The 18,905-nt window shown below is 56.6% G+C and carries 16 protein-coding genes; 12 read left to right on the top strand and 4 right to left on the bottom strand.

Annotated features, from left to right (window positions below; all coding sequences use genetic code 11):
• Positions 1-22: 22 nt before the first annotated feature.
• The 4 genes from HB779_RS00165 to HB779_RS00150 are packed head-to-tail and all read right to left on the bottom strand — an operon-like array spanning position 23 to position 3,503.
• Positions 23-763 carry an ABC transporter ATP-binding protein gene (locus HB779_RS00165; RefSeq protein ID WP_188342350.1) on the bottom strand — a complete coding sequence of 247 codons (741 nt, stop codon included), beginning with the start codon at positions 761-763 and terminating at the stop codon, positions 23-25.
• On the bottom strand, positions 760-1,590 hold the full coding sequence (locus HB779_RS00160; RefSeq protein ID WP_188342349.1) for an ABC transporter ATP-binding protein: 831 nt from the start codon (positions 1,588-1,590) through the stop codon (positions 760-762). Before HB779_RS00160 ends, HB779_RS00165 begins: the two co-directional genes overlap by 4 nt.
• A complete protein-coding gene (locus tag HB779_RS00155; RefSeq protein WP_188342348.1) occupies positions 1,587-2,492 on the bottom strand; it encodes an ABC transporter permease in 906 nt (301 codons plus the stop codon). The genes HB779_RS00160 and HB779_RS00155 overlap by 4 nt, the downstream gene beginning before the upstream one ends.
• Before the next feature lie 9 nt (positions 2,493-2,501).
• On the bottom strand, positions 2,502-3,503 hold the full coding sequence (locus HB779_RS00150; RefSeq protein WP_244642335.1) for an ABC transporter permease: 1,002 nt from the start codon (positions 3,501-3,503) through the stop codon (positions 2,502-2,504).
• A gap of 265 nt (positions 3,504-3,768) precedes the next feature.
• Between HB779_RS00150 and HB779_RS00145 the strand changes: the two genes are divergently transcribed.
• From HB779_RS00145 to HB779_RS00090, 12 genes are all read left to right on the top strand, one after another.
• Positions 3,769-4,350 carry a helix-turn-helix domain-containing protein gene (locus tag HB779_RS00145; protein ID WP_188342346.1) on the top strand — a complete coding sequence of 194 codons (582 nt, stop codon included), beginning with the start codon at positions 3,769-3,771 and terminating at the stop codon, positions 4,348-4,350.
• 47 nt (positions 4,351-4,397) lie between these two features.
• Complete coding sequence (locus tag HB779_RS00140) at positions 4,398-5,990, top strand: ABC transporter substrate-binding protein (RefSeq protein WP_188342345.1); 1,593 nt, start codon at positions 4,398-4,400, stop codon at positions 5,988-5,990.
• A gap of 72 nt (positions 5,991-6,062) precedes the next feature.
• A complete protein-coding gene (locus HB779_RS00135) occupies positions 6,063-7,154 on the top strand; it encodes a Xaa-Pro peptidase family protein (protein ID WP_244642330.1) in 1,092 nt (363 codons plus the stop codon).
• Between the two features lie 127 nt (positions 7,155-7,281).
• Positions 7,282-7,869, top strand: coding sequence for an ANTAR domain-containing response regulator (locus HB779_RS00130; protein ID WP_188342344.1), 588 nt, complete (start codon positions 7,282-7,284; stop codon positions 7,867-7,869).
• 30 nt (positions 7,870-7,899) lie between these two features.
• Complete coding sequence (locus HB779_RS00125) at positions 7,900-9,174, top strand: CmpA/NrtA family ABC transporter substrate-binding protein (RefSeq protein WP_188342454.1); 1,275 nt, start codon at positions 7,900-7,902, stop codon at positions 9,172-9,174.
• Positions 9,175-9,530: 356 nt separating this feature from the next.
• On the top strand, positions 9,531-10,829 hold the full coding sequence (locus tag HB779_RS00120) for a CmpA/NrtA family ABC transporter substrate-binding protein (protein WP_188342343.1): 1,299 nt from the start codon (positions 9,531-9,533) through the stop codon (positions 10,827-10,829).
• 67 nt (positions 10,830-10,896) lie between these two features.
• Positions 10,897-11,730 carry a nitrate ABC transporter permease gene (gene ntrB / locus HB779_RS00115; protein WP_371823840.1) on the top strand — a complete coding sequence of 278 codons (834 nt, stop codon included), beginning with the start codon at positions 10,897-10,899 and terminating at the stop codon, positions 11,728-11,730.
• 10 nt (positions 11,731-11,740) lie between these two features.
• Positions 11,741-12,538: an ABC transporter ATP-binding protein gene (locus tag HB779_RS00110; protein WP_188342342.1), complete on the top strand. Its 798-nt coding sequence runs from the start codon at positions 11,741-11,743 to the stop codon at positions 12,536-12,538.
• Positions 12,535-14,994: a nitrite reductase large subunit NirB gene (gene nirB, locus HB779_RS00105; protein WP_188342341.1), complete on the top strand. Its 2,460-nt coding sequence runs from the start codon at positions 12,535-12,537 to the stop codon at positions 14,992-14,994. Before HB779_RS00110 ends, nirB begins: the two co-directional genes overlap by 4 nt.
• A gap of 4 nt (positions 14,995-14,998) precedes the next feature.
• Positions 14,999-15,328: a nitrite reductase small subunit NirD gene (gene nirD, locus HB779_RS00100; protein WP_188342340.1), complete on the top strand. Its 330-nt coding sequence runs from the start codon at positions 14,999-15,001 to the stop codon at positions 15,326-15,328.
• A 3-nt stretch (positions 15,329-15,331) separates the two neighbouring features.
• Complete coding sequence (locus HB779_RS00095; protein WP_188342339.1) at positions 15,332-18,001, top strand: nitrate reductase; 2,670 nt, start codon at positions 15,332-15,334, stop codon at positions 17,999-18,001.
• Positions 17,973-18,902, top strand: a complete 930-nt coding sequence (locus tag HB779_RS00090) for an NAD(P)-dependent oxidoreductase (RefSeq protein WP_188342338.1) — start codon at positions 17,973-17,975, stop codon at positions 18,900-18,902. Before HB779_RS00095 ends, HB779_RS00090 begins: the two co-directional genes overlap by 29 nt.
• Positions 18,903-18,905: the final 3 nt, after the last annotated feature.

Genomic DNA, 18,905 nt, shown 5'->3' with positions numbered 1-18,905 from the left:
TTCATTTCCTCGGGTGTAAATTTTAACCGGCATGCGCGCTGCTGATATCCATCAGCTCACGCGAATAGGGTTCTTTCAGTGCGCCGCGCTTGAGTTCGGCCACATCGGCAATTTCGACAATCCGTCCATGCCGCATGACAGCCAGACGGTCGCACAGAAACGAGACGACGGGCAGGTTGTGCGTCACCATCAGGAAGGTGAGGTTCTGCTCGCGGCGCAGCCGTTTCAACAGGTTGAGAATTTCGGCCTGCACCGACACGTCGAGTGCGGAGGTCGGCTCGTCAAGCAGCAGCAGTTTCGGCTCAAGCATCAAGGCACGCGCAATAGCAACGCGCTGGCGCTGGCCGCCGGACAGTTGGTGCGGGTAGCGGAAGCGGAATTTCCGGTCGAGACCAACTGCAACCAGAATGTCTTCGACCCGGCCGTTCTGGTTGCTGACTCCGTGAATAGCCAGTGGTTCGCTTAAAGTGGCATCAACAGTTTTGCGCGGATGCAATGAGCCGTAAGGGTCTTGAAACACCATCTGGCAATGTTTGGCGAACTGCTGATCGATATTGTGGCTGCGCGGTTGGCCGAAGGCGCTGATCGATCCCGACCATTCCGGCGCCAATCCGGCAATGGCTTTGAGCACGGTTGATTTGCCGGAGCCGCTTTCGCCGACAAGCGCGAAACTTTCGCCTTCCTTGATCTCCACGTTGATATTGTGAGTGATCTGGGTTTCACCGTAGAAGATATCGAGGTTCTGAAGCGACAGCGCAATCATTTGGCCACCCATGTGCTGCGGTCGAGAACAGGGAGTTCGTCGCGTGTTTCATTAAGCTGCGGGATGGCTGCAATCAGACCCCGCGTATAGGGATGGGTTGCGTTGCGCAGGTCGCCTGCATTGCATTCCTCGACAATTGTGCCGGAATTCATCACCAGAATGCGGTCGCAATAACTCGACACCAGATTGAGATCATGGCTGATGAAAATCAGCCCCATGCCTTTACGTTTGACTTGCTCGTCAATAATATCGAGCACCTGCGCCTGAACCGAAACATCAAGGGCGGATGTCGGTTCGTCAGCAATCAGCAAATCCGGCTCGGGGATGAGCATCATGGCAATCATGACGCGCTGACCCATGCCGCCGGATATTTCATGCGGGTAGAGTGTGGCAACGCGCTCGGGATCAGCTATTCGGACTGCTTCAAGCATTGTGTGTACGCGGTTGCGGATTTCGCGGCGTGGCAGGCGCTTATGGGTTTGCAGGGCTTCGGCGATCTGCTCGCCAACAGTCATTACAGGGTTGAGCGAGAACTTCGGATCCTGCATTACCATGGAAATGCGAGCGCCTCTTATGCTGCGCATGGCCTTTTCCGATTGGTTACGCAGATCAATTCCGTCAAACCGGAATGTGTCGGCACTTACTCTGCCCGGCGCGCGGATGAGCTTCAGGATGGCGCGCCCGGTCATGGATTTGCCCGAGCCGCTTTCGCCAACAATGCCCAGCCGTTCCCGGTCAAGGTTGAACGAAATGCCGCGCACGACGTCGATATTGCCCTTTGGCGTCGGGAAGGTTACCCGCAGATTTTCGATTTCAAGCAGGCTCAACGCTGTTCTCCGCTCTTGGGATCAAGCACATCACGCAGACCGTCGCCGAGGAAACAGAAGCCAAGGCTGACGATGATGATGGCAAAGCCGGGCATGGTGGCAACCCACCATTGATCCAGAATGAACGAACGCCCGCGTGCGATCATCGCACCCCATTCGGGAAGCGGGGGCTGCGCACCGAGCCCGATGAAACCGAGGCCCGCAGCGGTGAGAATGATACCGGCCATATCGAGGGTTACGCGCACAATCATCGAGGATGTGCAAAGCGGCAGGACATGCCCGAGAATGACCCGCAGCGACGAAGCACCCTGCAAACGAATGGCCGCAATGAACTCTGAATTCTTGAACGTCAGTGTTTCGGCGCGGGCGATGCGGGCATAACCCGGCCAAGACGTGATGGCGATGGCGATGATAGCGTTCTCGATACCCGGCCCCAAAGCAGCCACAAGGGCGAGTGCGAGAATGAGCTTAGGCATGGACAGGAAAATATCGGTTATGCCCATCAGAATACGGTCGATCCAGCCGCCGAAATATCCGGCGACAGCCCCGATGACGAGACCGGCGGGAGCCGCAAGAACCGCGACAAGCACCACGATGACAAGGGTAATGCGTGCGCCGTAGACAACACGCGACCAGATATCCCGGCCAAGCTCGTCGGTGCCCATCCAGTTGATCCCGCTTGGCCTTAACAGGCGCTGCGTCAAATCCTGTTTGAGCGGATCATGGGTGGCGATCCATGGCGCAAAAATCGCAGTGAGGATCAGGATCAGAATGATCACCGCACCGATAGCGGCCAGCGGATTGCGCGAAAGAGCGCCGCTGATGCGGTATGCGCGGCCAAGACGCGCCTGCAGTCGGGAGGAGGGGCTGTCATCGATCAGCCAGCTACGGACGTTTGCCATCGATGTCTCCTAACGCGCACGGGGATCAAGGACGCGGTAGAGCACGTCGGACAATTTGTTGATGGCAATGAACACCGCACCAATCACCAGCGTGGCCCCTAGCACGGCGGACATATCGGCATTCAGCAAGGCGACGGTCAGGTAATTGCCGATACCCGGCCATGAGAAGATTGTTTCGATCATCACGGAGCCTTCGAGTAGCCCGGCATAGGACAGGCCAATAACCGTAATCAGCGGCACCAGAATGGGCCGGAATGCGTGGCGCCAAATGACCAGCCGCTCAGAAACACCCTTGACGCGGGCTGTGGTCACATATTCCTGCGACAGCTGATCAAGCATGAAAGAGCGGGTCATGCGCGCGATATAGGCAAGGCTGAAGAAACCCAGCACCGATGCAGGGAGTGCCAGATGCCAGAGCGCGTTGACGAAGATTTCAGTCTCGCCCGCAAGCAGACTATCGATCAGGACGATGCCTGTGACTGGTTGCACCAATCCATCATAGAAAATATCGAGGCGTCCGGGCCCAGCGACCCATTTTAAGCGCGCATAAAAAACGGCAAGCCCCACAAGCCCAAGCCAGAATGCAGGAACCGCATACCCCAACAAACCAACGACGCGGATGATCTGGTCAACCAGACTGCCCCGGCGGCTGGCGGCATAAACGCCCATCGGCACACCCAGCAATACACCAATAATGATGCCCAGCGTTGCCATTTCCAGCGTCGCGGGGAATACACGTTTCAAATCATCCAGCACCAGTTTGCCTGTGGAAACCGACGTGCCGAGATCGCCTGACAAGATAGATTGGACATAGCGGATGAACTGAATGGGGGCGGGCTGATCCAGGCCCATCTGGATTCGTGCAGCTTCGTAGACCGCGCGGGGTGCACGGTCACCGACGACGGCCAGCACCGGGTCGATTGGCACAACGCGGCCAATGAAAAAGGTGATTGCAAGCAAGCCGAGGAAGGTGAGCAGCACCGACACGATGAAACCGCTGAGCCCGAGCAGAAGACGTGCACTGCGGCTTTTGCGGAAGCTGCGCCGCTTGACACTCTTGGTCGCAATATCTGCAAGTGTTTCGGATTCGAATGCCAAATCCTGAGCCTTCCCACGTTTGACACCTGGGTTGGCCCATTCGTGTCGATTGTTCCCTTTATTCCGGTCTGAAGATGAAAGTGGTTTGCACTTTACGCGTCTTTGCCGAAGATTCTGCTTGGACCATACAAAAATTTTTGCTTAGATCAAAGAAATTTTACTAAGATTGGAATCGGACATGACTTCCGAACTTCGCGACGTTGCCGCGCAACCCAAGGTTGGCGCCATGATCCGGGCGCGGCGGCGTCAATTGCAGATGACGTTGCAGGAAATCTGCGACGCTGCGGGCATTTCCGTGGGCTATCTCAGTCAGGTTGAACGTGATCATGCCACACCATCACTGGGAACGCTTGCACAGATTGCGCGTAGTCTCGACGTTGGCATGGATTATTTCATCGCTACGCCTACGGCGGAAGATGCGCTGACACGTCAGGGCGAGCGACAGAAATTTTCAGTCGATGGCTCCTCCATAGTCTACGAGCAGATCGCAGCGGATTTTGCCGGAAATATTCTTTCATCCGTCATCATGAACATACCGGCGGGCTACCGCTCGGAAACCGTCAGCCATGAGGGCGAAGAAATCCTCTACGTGCTTGAAGGGGTCATCACCCACAAACTCGATGATGAAGAGGTGGTGATCTCGGCGGGCGACAGCCTGCATTTCCGCGGCAACAGACCCCACGCATGGTGGAACGATACAGACAAGACGGCGCGGGTTTTGTGGACGGGGACTTTGCCCATGTTCCGGCCCCGCCTTTAGACCCATAAACAACCCAACAACAATAACAATCCAGAGGAGAATGAAGAATGAAACTGTTCAAGGCGGCATTGCTTGCCGCTTCCATGATCGTGTCGGCGGCACCTGTCGTTGTTCACGCGGCAACGCCAGGCAATGCGCTGGTTGTCGCCCAGAACATTGACGACATTGTCAGTATTGATCCGGCCGAAGCCTACGAGTTTACATCGGGCGAATACGTGACCCAGACCTATGATCGTCTGGTGCAGTATGACGCCCCTGACGTGAAGGCGTTGGCACCGGGTCTGGCGACGCAGTGGGTGGCGGATGATGCGGTCAAGACAATCACCTTTACATTGCGCGACGGTGTGAAATTCACATCCGGTAATCCGCTGCGCGCGGAAGATGTTGTCTATTCGTTCAAGCGGGTCGTGGTACTCAACAAGGCTCCTGCCTTTATCTTGTCACAGCTCGGCTGGACGCCCGAAAATGTTGACAAGATGGTGACGGCGTCCGGCAATAATGTCGTTCTCAAATATGACGGCGACTTTTCTTCGGCCTTCGTGCTTAACGTTCTGGCTGCACGGCCTGCTTCGGTTGTCGATGCGGTGACGGTACAGGCCAATGAAGCCAATGGCGACATGGGCAATGCCTGGCTCAAGGCCAATTCCGCAGGTACCGGGCCTTTTGTCTTGAAGGCGTTCCGCCCCGGCGAAATCATCAACCTTGCCGGCAATCCGAATTATTTTGGCGGCGCTCCGGCGATGAAGTCGGTCATTATCCGCCATGTGGCTGAAGCCGCGACCCAGCAATTGCTGCTTGAATCCGGCGACGTTGATATCGCCAAGAACTTGACGCCGGATCAGGTGGCCAGCCTTACAACCAAGGGCACAGTGAATGTGGAGACTTATCCGCAGGCAGCCGTGCATTTTCTGAGCCTGAATCAGAAAGATCAGGCACTCACCAATCCCGCGATCTGGGAAGCAGCGCGCTATCTCGTCAATTACAAAGGTATGACGGACTCGTTCCTGAAGGGGCAGATGCAGGTGCATCAGGCGTTCTGGCCATCCGGTTTTCCGGGCGCCCTCGACGAGACGCCTTACACCTATGATCCCGCCAAGGCGAAGAAGATTCTTGCTGACGCGGGCGTCAAGACGCCGATCAATGTCACGCTGGATGTGATCAATTCCACGCCATTTACCGATATGGCGCAGTCGCTGCAGGCGGGCTTCGCGGAAGCTGGCATCAACTTCAACATTATTCCAGGCACAGGCAGCCAGGTGATCACGAAATACCGCGCACGTACGCATGAAGCCATGCTGCTTTACTGGGGTCCGGATTTCATGGATCCGGATTCAAACGCCAAGGCCTTTGCCTTCAACGAAGACAATTCCGATGGCAATTATCAGTCGACCACGACGTGGCGCAATGGCTGGGCTGTTCCTGCGGAATTGAATGCGGAAACGAAGGCAGCGCGAGCCGAAGCTGATCAGTCGAAGCGCAACCAGATGTATATCGATCTGCAGAAAAAGGTGCAGGCCAATTCACCCATCATCGTCATGTTTCAGGCGGCTACACAGGTTGCGCTTGCCAAGAATGTTTCCGGTTATGTGAATGGCGCCACATCGGATTTTGTCTTCTATCGCCTTGTGAAAAAGAACTAGGCACACCTGTCATCAAAGGGCCGCCCGGTCTGGGCGACTCAAGGCAATACGCAAACCAACGGGATGGAAAGAATGTCTGAACTACGGATGGCGCGCCTGCGGGAGCGCATGACTGAAACCGGAACTGACCTTGTTGTTGTCGGTCCTTCGTCGCATATGGTTTGGCTGGCGGGACTGTCGCCGCATGGCGATGAACGCCCGGTTATGCTGTTTGTCAGCAAGGATCATGCGGGCATATTGATGCCGGCACTCAATGCCGATAGCTCGCGTCAGCATACGGATCTTCCGTTCTATCCTTGGACAGACGGCGAAGGCCCCGACGAAGCGCTTGCCGCATTGCTGAAAGATGCGGGTGCACAGAAACCGGGCGTCAAGATTGCGCTCGACGAGACGATGCGGGCGGATTTTGCCCTGCTCGTAATTGACGCTTTGCCCGGTGCCAAGCGGACGTTCCTCAATGAGACTGTCGGCTATCTGCGCGCCCGCAAGGACGAGGCGGAATATGCCGTTCTCAAGGCGAATGCGATCATCAATGATGGAGCAATGCGTGCCGGTTTCGCCGCCTTGAAGCCTGGTATCACAGAGCTGGAAGTTGCCGGTGTCATAAGAGCGTTTTACAAGGCCAACAATGCCACGCCGGAATTTACCAGCGTCTGTTTTGGCGAGAATGGTGCATTCCCGCACCATCATACGGGCGAGCGTAAACTGAAAGCCAATGAGGCTGTGCTTATCGATATTGGCGGACGCAGTGAAGGCTATCCAAGTGATATGACCCGCGTTGCCGTTTGCGGGGAAACGCCTGCAGATTTCGACAAGGTGCATGCGGTGCTTGACCGTGCGGTCAATGCAGCCATTGCAGCCGCCAAACCGGGCGTTGCGGCCAAGCAGGTCGACAAGGCTGCGCGTGATGTCATCACCGGGGCCGGTTATGGCGAATTCTTCCTGCACCGGACGGGGCACGGCATGGGTATCGATATCCATGAGCCGCCTTATATTACCGCGACCTCGGAAACCATCCTCGAAGAGGGGCACGTATTCTCAATCGAGCCCGGCGTTTATCTCAGTGGCAAGTTCGGCATCCGGCTGGAAGAAATTGTCATCATTCGTGGCGGTCAGGCGGAAGTGTTGTCCGAACTGCCAAGGGCTGCTTTCATCGCCAAATAGTCAATCAGTCAAAGATTCTGGCAATGCGCGGATGAAGTTCTGCGCATTGCACACCGAGAATTATGAAATTTTGCGCTGTGGCTGAATGTAGCATTGCACAATTTGAGTGCATGCGCAAAATTAAGGCATGTCAGCATCACTCTCGATCATGGTCTTCGACGAGAACCGCATCCGCGCTTCCATTATCGAAGAGGGGTTGCGGGAGGCGGGACATGACCGCGTGGTCGTTCTGCACGATATTAATGGGCTCGCGCGGCAGATCGAACTGATCCGCCCGGATGTGATCGTTATTGATATCGAGACCCCAAACCGTGACATGCTCGAGCATCTATTCCAGCTCAGCCGTTCGGTGCGCAAGCCGATCGCCATGTTTGTTGACAGTTCTGATACGTATTCAATCGAGGCTGCCGTGGAAGCGGGCGTTTCCGCCTATGTGGTCGATGGTCTGAAGAAAGAGCGGGTCAAACCGATCCTCGATATGGCCGTGAGCCGGTTCAAGGCGTTCAGCCGTTTGCAGCATGAACTGGCGGAAGCCAAGAGCGCCTTGGAAGAGCGCAAGATTATCGAGCGTGCCAAGGGTATCCTGATGAAGTCCCGCAAAATATCGGAAGACGAAGCTTATTCGCTGCTTCGGCAGACCGCCATGAATGAGAAGAAGAAGCTTTCCGATATTGCGCAAAGTGTCGTCATGGCCGCTGCGATGCTTGGAAGCTAGAAAGAGAGGTCGGCCGTGAGTTTTATCCGGATGAACAAGGGCCAGAATGATGGAAGCGGGCTGGCAGCGCCATCCGCCATTCGCAGCGAAGGCGCGCGCGTTATCCGCGCCGGTTTCATCCCGCTTGTTGATGCATCGATCCTCATTGCGGCTGCCGAATTTGGGTTTGCAGCTCGTGAGGGCATTCAACTGGAACTGGTCAAGGACGTCTCATGGGCCAATATCCGTGACCGGCTGGCGTTTCGGCAGTTTGATATTGCCCATATGCTTGCGCCCATGCCGGTCGCGTCGGCCTTGGGTCTTGGGTCGAATCCGTCGCCTGTTATCACGCCCTTCACGCTTGGCCGTGGCGGCAACGCCATTACTCTTTCCGTAAAGCTGTACCGGCGCATGCAAGCCCGAGCCGGTCTGACCGGAGAGGAGAGTGCGCTCGCCAATGCCGAGGCATTGAAGCTTGTAATCGATGACATGAAGGTGAAAGGCGAGCCGCTGCCCGTGCTTGGGACCACCTATCCCTTCTCGTCGCATAATTATGAGCTGCGCTATTGGCTCGCGGCAGGCGGTATCCACCCTGATCATGACGTTAAGCTGGTAGTTGTACCGCCGCCCATGACATCGGATGCCTTGTCGGCGGGAGCCATTGACGGCTTCTGCGTCGGTGCGCCCTGGAACATGGTGGCGGTATCGCGGGAGGTCGGCCGAATTGTTGCTGTGAAGGAAGATATCTGGCCGTCCAGCCCGGAAAAGGTTATTGGCACGCGGCCGGAATGGGCCGAGAGCCATCCGGAAACCTTGTCGAGGTTGATTGTCGCGCTGGATAAGGCTGCCGCATGGTGCGATATAGCTGATAATCGCCGCGATCTCGCCGAAGTGCTCGCGGAGCCGCGATATATCGATGCCTCCATGGATATCCTGCATCGTGTGCTGCTGGGCAGGTTCACGACCGACCCGAATGGCGGTGAACGCACCGTTCCGGACTATTTTTCGTTCAACCAGAACGGTGCAAATTTCCCCTGGGTCAGTCAGGCGCAGTGGATATTCAGCCAGATGGTACGGTGGGGACAGGTTTCGCACTCCCTTGAAAAGCAGGAAAGGGTCATGACGGCTTTTCGTCCCGATCTCTACCGTAACGCGCTTGGGTTGCGCCCGGATATTCCGCTCGAAGATATGCGCATTGAGGGTGGTACGCGCGACGATGGCTTTATCGATGGGGCTGTATTCGATCCCGAAAATATCCCAGCCTATCTACAAGGTTTCGATGTGCACAATCTCGAGCGCCTGAGCGTCGATCAAGACGATATTTGATCTGCATGAATTTGTGCTCTGCACAATAAATAGGCTCGAACGTTAGCCGATCTGCTTATTCTGGCTGCGCTTGGATGTTTTGAGGGCACCGCCAATTTATCGAAAACCACAAAAATACTTAATGATTTCAGAGTATTATAATTTAATATGCCAACTGGCACGCATATTGCTTTTATAAGACTGTTCCGTCAACGAAGACAGGAACCGCAAGCATCAGCATCGGATGCTTTTCAGGACACAGACGTCGCTTGGGCGAGTTCATTCACCGGACAGGATTCCGTGAATGCACTTCATCCAGCGGCGTTTTTTTATGGCTCAAGCTGTTTCGAAAAGCAGCATTCGCAAAGGGGACCGTGATGAAAGTGATACTATCGACTGGCATAGCAAGGCGAAAACTTTTGCAGGCGGGTGGAACCTTGGCGCTGCTGGCGGCGGCAAAGGCCGCGCTGCCCTCTGGCGCCTATGCGGCAGCCGCGGGTCCCGAAACCACTAAGGCGACACTTGGTTTCATCGCGCTCACCGATGCTTCGCCATTGATTGTGGCCAAAGAGAAAGGCCTTTTTGCCAAGCATGGAATGCCCGATGTCGAGGTGGTCAAGCAGGCGTCATGGGGGACGACCCGTGATAATCTCGTACTTGGATCGGCAGGCAACGGCATTGACGGCGCGCATATCCTTACACCAATGCCGTATCTCATCAGCGCCGGCAAGGTTACCCAGAACAATCAGCCTTTGCCGATGGTCATTCTGGCGCGCCTCAATCTTGATGCGCAGGGCATTTCAGTTGGATCAGCCTATGCGGGTCTGAAAGTCGGTGTGAATTCCGGTGTGCTCAAAGAAGCCTTTGCCAAGAAGAAGGCGGAAGGCAATGCCGCCAAGGCCGCGATGACCTTTCCCGGCGGCACACATGATTTGTGGATCCGTTATTGGCTTGCTGCAGGCGGCATTGACCCGGACAAGGATGTTGAAACCATCGTTGTTCCCCCGCCACAGATGGTTGCCAACATGAAGGTCGGCACCATGGATTGCTTCTGCGTCGGTGAGCCATGGAACGCTCAGCTCGTCAATCAGGGCATTGGCTATACGGCTGTCAACACCGCTGAAATCTGGGCCAAGCATCCGGAAAAATCCTTTGCCATGCGTGCGGACTGGGTGGAGAAAAACCCGAACGCCACCAAGGCACTGTTGATGGCTGTCATGGAAGCCCAGCAATGGGCTGACGATATGGCCAACAAAGATGAACTGGCGGCCATCGTTGGCAAGCGCGCCTGGTTCAATGTGCCTGCAACGGATATCGCGGGACGGCTGAAGGGCGACTATGACTACGGCTCCGGACGCGTCGAGACAGCCAGCCCGCATCTGATGAAGTTCTGGCGCGACCACACCTCCTATCCATTCCAGAGCCATGAAAAGTGGTTCCTGACCGAGAATATCCGGTGGGGCAAATTTGCCCCGGATACTGACATTTCCGCATTGATCGGCAAGGTCAATCGCGAGGATATCTGGCGCGATGCAGCCAAGGAGCTCGGCGTCGCGGCTGCCGATATCCCGGCGTCCAAGTCGCGCGGCCCCGAAACATTCTTCGATGGCAAGGTTTTCGATCCGGACAATCCGCAAACCTATCTCGCCAGCCTCGATATCAAACGTTTTGCATAAGGAAACCGGCATGACCGCCAGTCCCATTCCCATAAATCCAAAGAAGAAGCCTTCCATGGCGAAGATCATGACATTCGCAGGTACGCCAAAAGCAGCAGCAAGCAGGCCGTACCGCCAATGGCTTGCTTCGGTGGCGGCGCATGTTTTGCCTCCGCTCATAACCTTGGCTTTTCTGCTGGTTCTCTGGGAAGTCCTGTGCTCTTCGCCCACGGCAAGTGTTCCGCCGCCAACCCGCGTCATCTCCGAGACGTGGGAGTTGATCGCGCATCCGTTCTATGTCGGGCAGGGCGTTGATCAGGGACTGTTCTGGCACATCCTTGCCAGCCTTCGGCGCGTCGCGCTCGGTTATTGTCTGGCGGCTGTGGCGGGAATTGCGCTTGGCACGCTGGTTGGGCAAAGCGAGTGGGCGATGCGCGGTCTCGATCCGATTTTTCAAGTTCTGCGCACAGTCCCGCCACTGGCATGGCTGCCGCTGTCACTGGCGGCGTTCAAGGACGGCAATCCTTCCGCCATCTTCGTGATTTTTATCACTGCAATCTGGCCGATCATCATCAATACGGCGGTGGGCATCCGCAACATACCGCAGGACTATCAGAACGTCGCGAAAGTGCTGCGCCTCAACCAGTTCGAATATTTTACCAAGATCATGATCCCGGCCGCCGCACCTTACATCTTCACCGGATTGCGTATCGGCATTGGCCTGTCGTGGCTCGCCATTGTCGCTGCTGAAATGCTCATCGGCGGCGTCGGCATCGGGTTCTTCATCTGGGACGCGTGGAACTCCTCGCGCATCAGCGACATCATTCTCGCCCTGATCTATGTCGGCATTGTCGGATATCTGCTCGACCGCGCGATTGCCTTCATCGCCAAAACCGTCACCCGCAACACCGCAAGCACTTGAGGAGGCAGCCATGTCAAAACCCTATCTCTCATTGGAACAGATCGACATGGTGTTCAGTCGTGGTGGCGACAGCACACAGGTTCTGAACCAGGTTTCACTTGGTGTTGAAAAAGGTGAATTCATCTCGATCATCGGCCATTCCGGTTGTGGAAAATCGACATTGCTTAACATTGTCGCTGGTCTCACCAAGGCAACACGCGGTGTGGTCTTTCTGGAAGGCAATGTTGTCGATGCGCCTGGGCCGGATCGCGCGGTGGTGTTTCAAAACCATTCGCTCCTGCCATGGCTGACGGTCTATGAAAATGTCAAGCTCGCAGTCGATAAGGTCTTCGCATCCGGCAAAAGCCGGGCCGAGCGGCATGAGTGGGTCATGCGCAATCTCGAACTGGTGCAGATGGTGCACGCAAGGGATAAGCGGCCATCCGAAGTCTCCGGTGGGATGAAGCAGCGTGTCGGTATTGCCCGCGCGCTGGCGATGGAGCCAAAGGTGCTGCTGCTGGATGAACCGTTTGGTGCGCTCGATGCTCTCACCCGGGCGCATCTGCAGGATCAGGTCATGCAGATCCACACCGAGTTGGCCAATACGGTGCTGATGATCACGCATGACGTGGATGAGGCCGTGCTCCTGTCCGACCGGATCGTCATGATGACCAACGGCCCTTCCGCCAAGATCGGCGAGATTCTTGATGTTCCCTTGATCCGTCCGCGCCGGCGCATCGAGCTGGCGTCGGATACAACCTACATACGCTGCCGCTCGGCAGTTCTGAAGTTCCTCTATGAACGGCACCGCCTTGTGGAGGCCGCATGATGGAGAAAAAGCAAAAACTCGTCGTCATCGGCAATGGCATGGCGCCGGGCCGGGCGCTGGAACATTTGTTCGAACTGGCACCCGATGCCTTCGACGTGACAATTTTCAATGCAGAACCGCGCGTCAATTACGACCGCATCATGCTGTCGCCGGTTCTGTCGGGCGAGAAGGAATTCGAGGAAATCATCATCCATGGGGATGGCTGGTACATCAAGCACGGTATCACGCTCTATAAGGGTCACAAGGTGGTCAATATTGACCGCGAAGCCAAGACGGTCACATCCGATGCCGGAACAACGGAGCCTTACGACAAACTGCTGATCGCGACGGGCTCAGTGCCATTCGTCCTGCCGGTTCCGGGCAACAATCTTCCTGGCGTTCTTACCTACCGTGATCTTGACGACGTGAACGCTATGCTGCTCGCCGCCCAATCACGGGCGAGGGCCGTGGTCATCGGCGGTGGCCTGCTGGGGCTGGAAGCGGCGGCGGGTCTCAAATCACGCGGCATGGATGTCACGGTCCTGCACATCATGCCGACCCTGATGGAGCGTCAGCTTGACCCTGCAGCCGGATACCTTTTGGAGAAGGCAGTGGAAACGCGCGGCATTCGCGTCATGACCAAGGCAAGCACCAAAGAGATTATCGGCAACGGTAAGGTCGAAGGTGTGTTGCTGGCCGATGGGACGACACTTCCTGCTGATCTGGTGGTCATGGCAGCAGGTATCCGGCCCAATGCCATGCTTGCCAAGGAAGCTGGTCTTGAAACCAATCGCGGTATCGTCGTCGATGCCGGCATGCGCACGTCCGACCCGGATATCTTTTCCATCGGCGAATGTGCGGAGGTTGGTGGCCAATGCTATGGACTGGTCGCGCCGCTCTATGAAATGGCGCGGGTGATGTCGGCGCAACTGGCCGGAGAACAAGAGGCGGCTTTTGTTCACAGTGAGACACCGACCAAACTGAAGGTGACAGGTATCAATCTGTTCTCTGTCGGCGATCTCGGCGAAGGCGATGACCGGCAGGAGATTGTGCTGCGCGATGCCGCGGCAGGTGTCTACAAACGGCTCGTGCTGAAAGATGACCGCATCATCGGCACGGTGCTTTACGGCGAAACCGCTGACGGTGCCTGGTTCCATGACCTTACCAAGAAGCGCACCGATATTTCGGATATGCGCGACACACTTATTTTCGGCCAGTCCTATCAGGGAGGGTCCCCGCTGGACCCTATGGCGGCCGTTGCAGCCTTGCCAGATGATGCGGAAATCTGCGGTTGCAACGGCGTTTGTAAAAGCAAGATCACCGGTGCAATCACCGGAAAGGGTCTGACATCGCTCGACGATGTCCGTGCTCACACCAAGGCCTCTGCCTCATGCGGAAGCTGCACGGGTCTGGTTGAGCAGCTTCTGTCGCTGACCCTCGGGGATTCCTACAATCCTTCCGCCGTTACGCCCATGTGCAGCTGTACGGATCTCGGCCATGATGATGTGCGCCGCCTGATCAAGGCGAAAGGGCTGAAATCAATCCCCGCCGTCATGCAGGAACTGCAATGGAAGACCTCTTGCGGTTGCGCCAAATGTCGTCCGGCGCTGAACTATTACCTTGTTTCGGATTGGCCGGATGAATATGCGGATGATTATCAGTCACGCTTCATCAATGAGCGGGTCCACGCCAATATCCAGAAGGACGGAACCTATTCGGTTGTGCCGCGCATGTGGGGCGGGATGACCAGTTCGAAGGAATTGCGCGCAATTGCAGATGTCGTCGACAAATTCGACATTCCAGCCGTGAAAGTTACCGGCGGTCAGCGCATCGATATGCTGGGTATCAGGAAGGAAGACCTTCCGGCCGTCTGGGCGGATCTTGGCAAAGCCGGGTTCGTGTCAGGTCAGGCCTATGCCAAGGGGTTGCGCACCGTGAAGACCTGTGTCGGCACAGACTGGTGCCGTTTCGGCACGCAGGATTCCACCGGGCTGGGCATCCGGATCGAGAAATTCATGTGGGGCTCGTGGACACCTGCGAAGGTCAAAATGGCCGTATCCGGCTGTCCGCGCAATTGCGCCGAAGCCACCTGCAAGGATGTCGGGATCATCTGCGTGGATTCCGGTTACGAAATCCATTTTGCCGGTGCGGCAGGCCTCGATATCAAGGGCACTGAGGTGCTCGGCCTTGTCAAAACCGAGGACGAGGCGCTGGAACATGTCGTGGCCTTGACACAGATGTACCGCGAACAGGGCCGCTATCTTGAGCGCATTTACAAATGGGCCAAACGCGTCGGTCTCGATGAAATCCGCCGCCAGATCATGCAGGACGAGCCGAGGCGGCGCGGCTATTTCGAACGGTTTGTTTTCAGTCAGAAATTTGCGCAGGTCGATCCATGGTCCGAGCGGGTTTCCGGTGTCGATAAACACGAATTCCAGCCTATGGCCAGTATCGGCTACCAGCAGGCAGCGGAGTAGAACGATGAGTTGGGTTGAGATTGGAACGATCAATGACATTCCGCGCCGCGGTGCCCGCTGCGTAAACACGCCGAATGGCAAGATTGCGGTTTTCCGGACCATGGAAGGCCAGATATTCGCCATTGATGATCATTGTCCGCACAAGGGAGGGCCGTTAAGCCAGGGCATTGTTCACGGGGCGTCGGTCACCTGTCCGCTGCACAGCTGGGTGATCTCGCTGGAGACAGGCAAAGCGCTGGGGGCTGACGAAGGGTGCGTGAAAACAATCCCGATCAGATTGAACGGCGACAGCATCATGGCCGAACTTGAGCTGCCAGCCGTGGCGGCTGAATAGCAAATGACGGAGGTGTTTGCGAACACAGTCCGGACCACCTGTCCCTATTGCGGCGTGGGTTGCGGCGTTCTTGCGACAAAGCAAGATGGTGGAAGTATTGCCATTGCGGGCGATCCGGATCATCCGGCCAATTTCGGACGGCTGTGCTCCAAAGGTTCGGCACTCGCCGAAACCATTGATCTGGATGGCAGGTTGCTTGAACCGCAGATCGGCGGGAAGTCCGCAAGCTGGGATATAGCGCTTGATCTTGTCGCGAACCGGTTTGCCGAAACCATCCGGGAGCATGGGCCTGATAGCGTTGCGTTTTATGTGTCCGGTCAGCTTTTGACGGAAGACTATTACGTCGCCAACAAGCTGATGAAGGGCTTTATCGGTTCGGCCAATATAGACACCAACTCGCGCCTGTGCATGTCGTCATCGGTGGCGGGGCATGTCAGGGCTTTCGGCTCCGATACAGTTCCCGGCACCTATGAGGATTTGGAGCTGGCTGATCTCATTGTCCTGACCGGCTCCAATCTCGCCTGGTGCCATCCGGTTCTGTATCAGCGTATTGCCGCCGCCAAGATCAAACGTCCGCACATGCGTGTTGTTTTGATCGATCCGCGCCGGACCATGACGGCGGATATAGCAGACCTGCATTTGGCGATCAGGCCGGATGGCGATACGGCGCTGTTCGTTGGCCTGCTGGGGTTTCTGGCGGAGCAACGAGCGCTTGATCGAACCTATATCGACCGGCATACATCGGGTTTTGAGGCAGCATTGGCCGTTGCCCATCAGTATGATCTGCATGATATCTCTGGTCGGACCGGCATTACACCCGAGCAACTACAGGAATTCTTCACGCTGTTCGCGGAAACCGAGCGCTGCGTGACGATCTACAGTCAGGGCGTCAATCAATCGGCATCCGGTACTGACAAGGTCAACGCCATCATCAATTGTCATCTTGCTACCGGCCGCATTGGCCGCCCGGGCATGGGACCATTCTCGGTGACAGGTCAGCCCAATGCCATGGGCGGGCGTGAGGTTGGCGGACTTGCCAATATGCTGGCCGGGCATATGCAGATTGAGAATGCCGGGCATCGGCAATTGGTGCAGGATTTCTGGGCCTCGCCGACCATTGCGGGCAAAACCGGACTGAAAGCGGTTGATCTATTCAAAGCGGTGGGCGACGGCCGCGTGAAAGCTCTGTGGATCATGGCGACCAATCCGGCCGATTCCATGCCGGAAGCGGATGGAGTTGTGAAGGCACTGGAGCGCTGTCCCTTTGTCGTGGTCTCGGACATTAACGAGAATACTGACACGGAGGCCTATGCGCATGTGCTGCTTCCCGCTGCCGGTTGGGGTGAAAAGGATGGCACAGTTACGAATTCCGAACGGCAGATTTCCCGGCAACGGCCCTTTCTATCTCTTCCGGGGAAGGCAAAGCCGGACTGGTGGATTATCACCGAAGTGGCCAAACGCATGGGTTTTGGCGGGAGCTTCGCCTACGGGAACCCATCGGAGATATTTGCCGAACACGCGGCGTTGTCAGACTGCGAAAATGGGGGCCGCCGGGATTTCGACATTGGCGCTTATGCAGGTCTAACCAGCACGGACTACGACGCGCTTGCGCCGTTTCAGTGGCCGCGACGCCGGGGCGAGGTGGCTAGTGGCAAACGCTTCTTTGCGAATGGTGCGTTCTATACGCCGGATCGCCGGGCTCGTTTTGTCGCCGTGCAACCAGCAAACATTGAAATCATTGGGTCGCGTTTTGCCTTCACGTTGAACACGGGCCGTGTTCGCGATCACTGGCATACGATGACACGCACGGGAAAGAGCGCCCGTCTCTCCGCGCATTTCGCTGAGCCCTTTGCTGAAATTCACCCGCTTGATGCAGCAGAGCAGGGGATCGGCGATGCCAGTCTGGTAAGGCTGGAAAACGATCACGGCGCAATCGTCGTGCGGGCATTGCTGACAGACCGGCAGGCGAGGGGAAGTGTCTTTGTTCCCATGCACTGGACAAACCAGTTTACCGGCAGTGCACGGGTGGACACGCTGGTCACATCCAAAACAGATCCAGTCTCCGGTCAACCAGCCCTGAAAATGGCAAGGGTGGCGGTCTGTTCCTTTGACGCCGCGTGGTACGGGTTTGCTGTGTTGCGCGCCAAGCCGCAAGATATTGCATCGGATTATTGGGCGCTGGCGAAAACGCAGGGCGGCTACCGCGTCGAACTTGCTGGTCTGACACAGCCTGCCGATTGGGCAACATTTGCTGAAAGTCTGTTCGCTTGTGAGGAGAATGCGCCGCTGTTGCGTTATCACGATACGCAAAGCGGGCAGCATCGTATCGCGGCTTTTGACGATGACGTGCTGATTGGTGCGCTTTATATCGCACCGGCGCCAGTGGCCGTTTCGCGCAGTTGGGCCAGTGAACAGCTGACGCAAACATTTGCCTCCGCCCATCATCGTTTTCAGCTTCTGGCCGGGCGGCCGGGCAGGGACATGCCGGACAAGGGTGCGATTGTCTGCGCCTGCTTTTCGGTCGGGCGCAACGAGATTGCCAGTGCTGCATGCAATGGCTGCCAGACCGTCGATTCCATTGGAAAAATGTTGAAGGCCGGAACGAATTGCGGTTCCTGCCGTGCCGAGATCAGGGGGATTATCGATGCAAATCTTATCCGGGCAGCAGAGTAGTCCTGCCTTCGGCAGCATAGGCAGGCTTGCGGTTTTGCCGGTGTTTTTTAACCTTAGGAATAAGCGCGGCATTGTTGCAGGCGGTACGGCGGCGGCTGCTTGGAAGGCTGAATTGCTATCTGCAGCAGGCGGCGACGTGCATGTCTACGCGGAAATTGTCAGCGAAGAAATGTCGGCTTTGATCGCAGCAGGCATCTGTACTCACCATGCGCAGCCCTGGTCGCCGGCAAGTCTGGAAAGCGCAGCGATCGCAGTAGCCGATGCGGCCAACGACGTGGAAGCAAGGGCATTTGCAAATGCAGCCGAAAAGGCAGGCGTCCCGTGCAATGTGATTGATCAACCGGAATTCTGTCAGTTTCAGTTTGGCTCCATTGTCAATCGCTCGCCCGTCGTGGTTGGCATATCGACCGATGGCGCGGCTCCTATTTTGGGACAGGCAATCCGCCGACGCATTGAAAGTGTGTTGCCCGCATCGCTTTCAGCCTGGGCTCAGCTGGCACAACGATTGCGTGGCCGCATCAGCGAAATTCTTCTTCCAGGCACGCAGCGCCGGGTGTTCTGGGAACATCTTGTTGACCGTGCTTTTGGCACCGACCCCGCGCCTCACGACGAGGCCAGCCTCATTGCCAAGGCAATGCAGATCAACGGGAACAAAGCGGCTCTGGCTGGCAGCCTGAACATCATCTCCGTGGCCAGCGATGACCCGGAGCTTATGACCTTGAAAGCCATGCGCCTGCTGCAGATGGCCGACGTGATCATTCACAGCCCGCAGATTTGTCCGATGGTTTTGCAGCTTGGCCGGCGTGAGGCCAAGCGTTTATTGGCGAATGAGAGCGGCGACGACGTGATGGAAAATCTCCAGTCCGCCGGCAAACACGTCGTGTTTCTCAGTCGCTCATGATTC

The sequence above is a fragment of the Phyllobacterium sp. 628 genome (genome assembly GCF_014189505.1).
In the GTDB taxonomy this organism is placed as follows: Bacteria; Pseudomonadota; Alphaproteobacteria; order Rhizobiales; family Rhizobiaceae; genus Phyllobacterium.
This window is presented reverse-complemented; position numbering and strand designations above follow the sequence as displayed.

What these genes read in the sequence shown, in the direction of transcription:
- HB779_RS00125 (WP_188342454.1), top strand. Translation starts at nt 7,900, where the DNA reads ATGAACAAGGGCCAGAATGATGGAAGCGGGCTGGCAGCGCCATCCGCC.
- HB779_RS00130 (WP_188342344.1), top strand. Translation starts at nt 7,282, where the DNA reads ATGTCAGCATCACTCTCGATCATGGTCTTCGACGAGAACCGCATCCGC.
- nirD (WP_188342340.1), top strand. Translation starts at nt 14,999, where the DNA reads ATGAGTTGGGTTGAGATTGGAACGATCAATGACATTCCGCGCCGCGGT.
- HB779_RS00090 (WP_188342338.1), top strand. Translation starts at nt 17,973, where the DNA reads ATGCAAATCTTATCCGGGCAGCAGAGTAGTCCTGCCTTCGGCAGCATA.
- HB779_RS00145 (WP_188342346.1), top strand. Translation starts at nt 3,769, where the DNA reads ATGACTTCCGAACTTCGCGACGTTGCCGCGCAACCCAAGGTTGGCGCC.
- HB779_RS00135 (WP_244642330.1), top strand. Translation starts at nt 6,063, where the DNA reads ATGTCTGAACTACGGATGGCGCGCCTGCGGGAGCGCATGACTGAAACC.
- HB779_RS00095 (WP_188342339.1), top strand. Translation starts at nt 15,332, where the DNA reads ATGACGGAGGTGTTTGCGAACACAGTCCGGACCACCTGTCCCTATTGC.
- ntrB (WP_371823840.1), top strand. Translation starts at nt 10,897, where the DNA reads ATGACATTCGCAGGTACGCCAAAAGCAGCAGCAAGCAGGCCGTACCGC.
- nirB (WP_188342341.1), top strand. Translation starts at nt 12,535, where the DNA reads ATGATGGAGAAAAAGCAAAAACTCGTCGTCATCGGCAATGGCATGGCG.
- HB779_RS00155 (WP_188342348.1), bottom strand. Translation starts at nt 2,492, where the DNA reads ATGGCAAACGTCCGTAGCTGGCTGATCGATGACAGCCCCTCCTCCCGA.
- HB779_RS00110 (WP_188342342.1), top strand. Translation starts at nt 11,741, where the DNA reads ATGTCAAAACCCTATCTCTCATTGGAACAGATCGACATGGTGTTCAGT.
- HB779_RS00165 (WP_188342350.1), bottom strand. Translation starts at nt 763, where the DNA reads ATGATTGCGCTGTCGCTTCAGAACCTCGATATCTTCTACGGTGAAACC.
- HB779_RS00120 (WP_188342343.1), top strand. Translation starts at nt 9,531, where the DNA reads ATGAAAGTGATACTATCGACTGGCATAGCAAGGCGAAAACTTTTGCAG.
- HB779_RS00140 (WP_188342345.1), top strand. Translation starts at nt 4,398, where the DNA reads ATGAAACTGTTCAAGGCGGCATTGCTTGCCGCTTCCATGATCGTGTCG.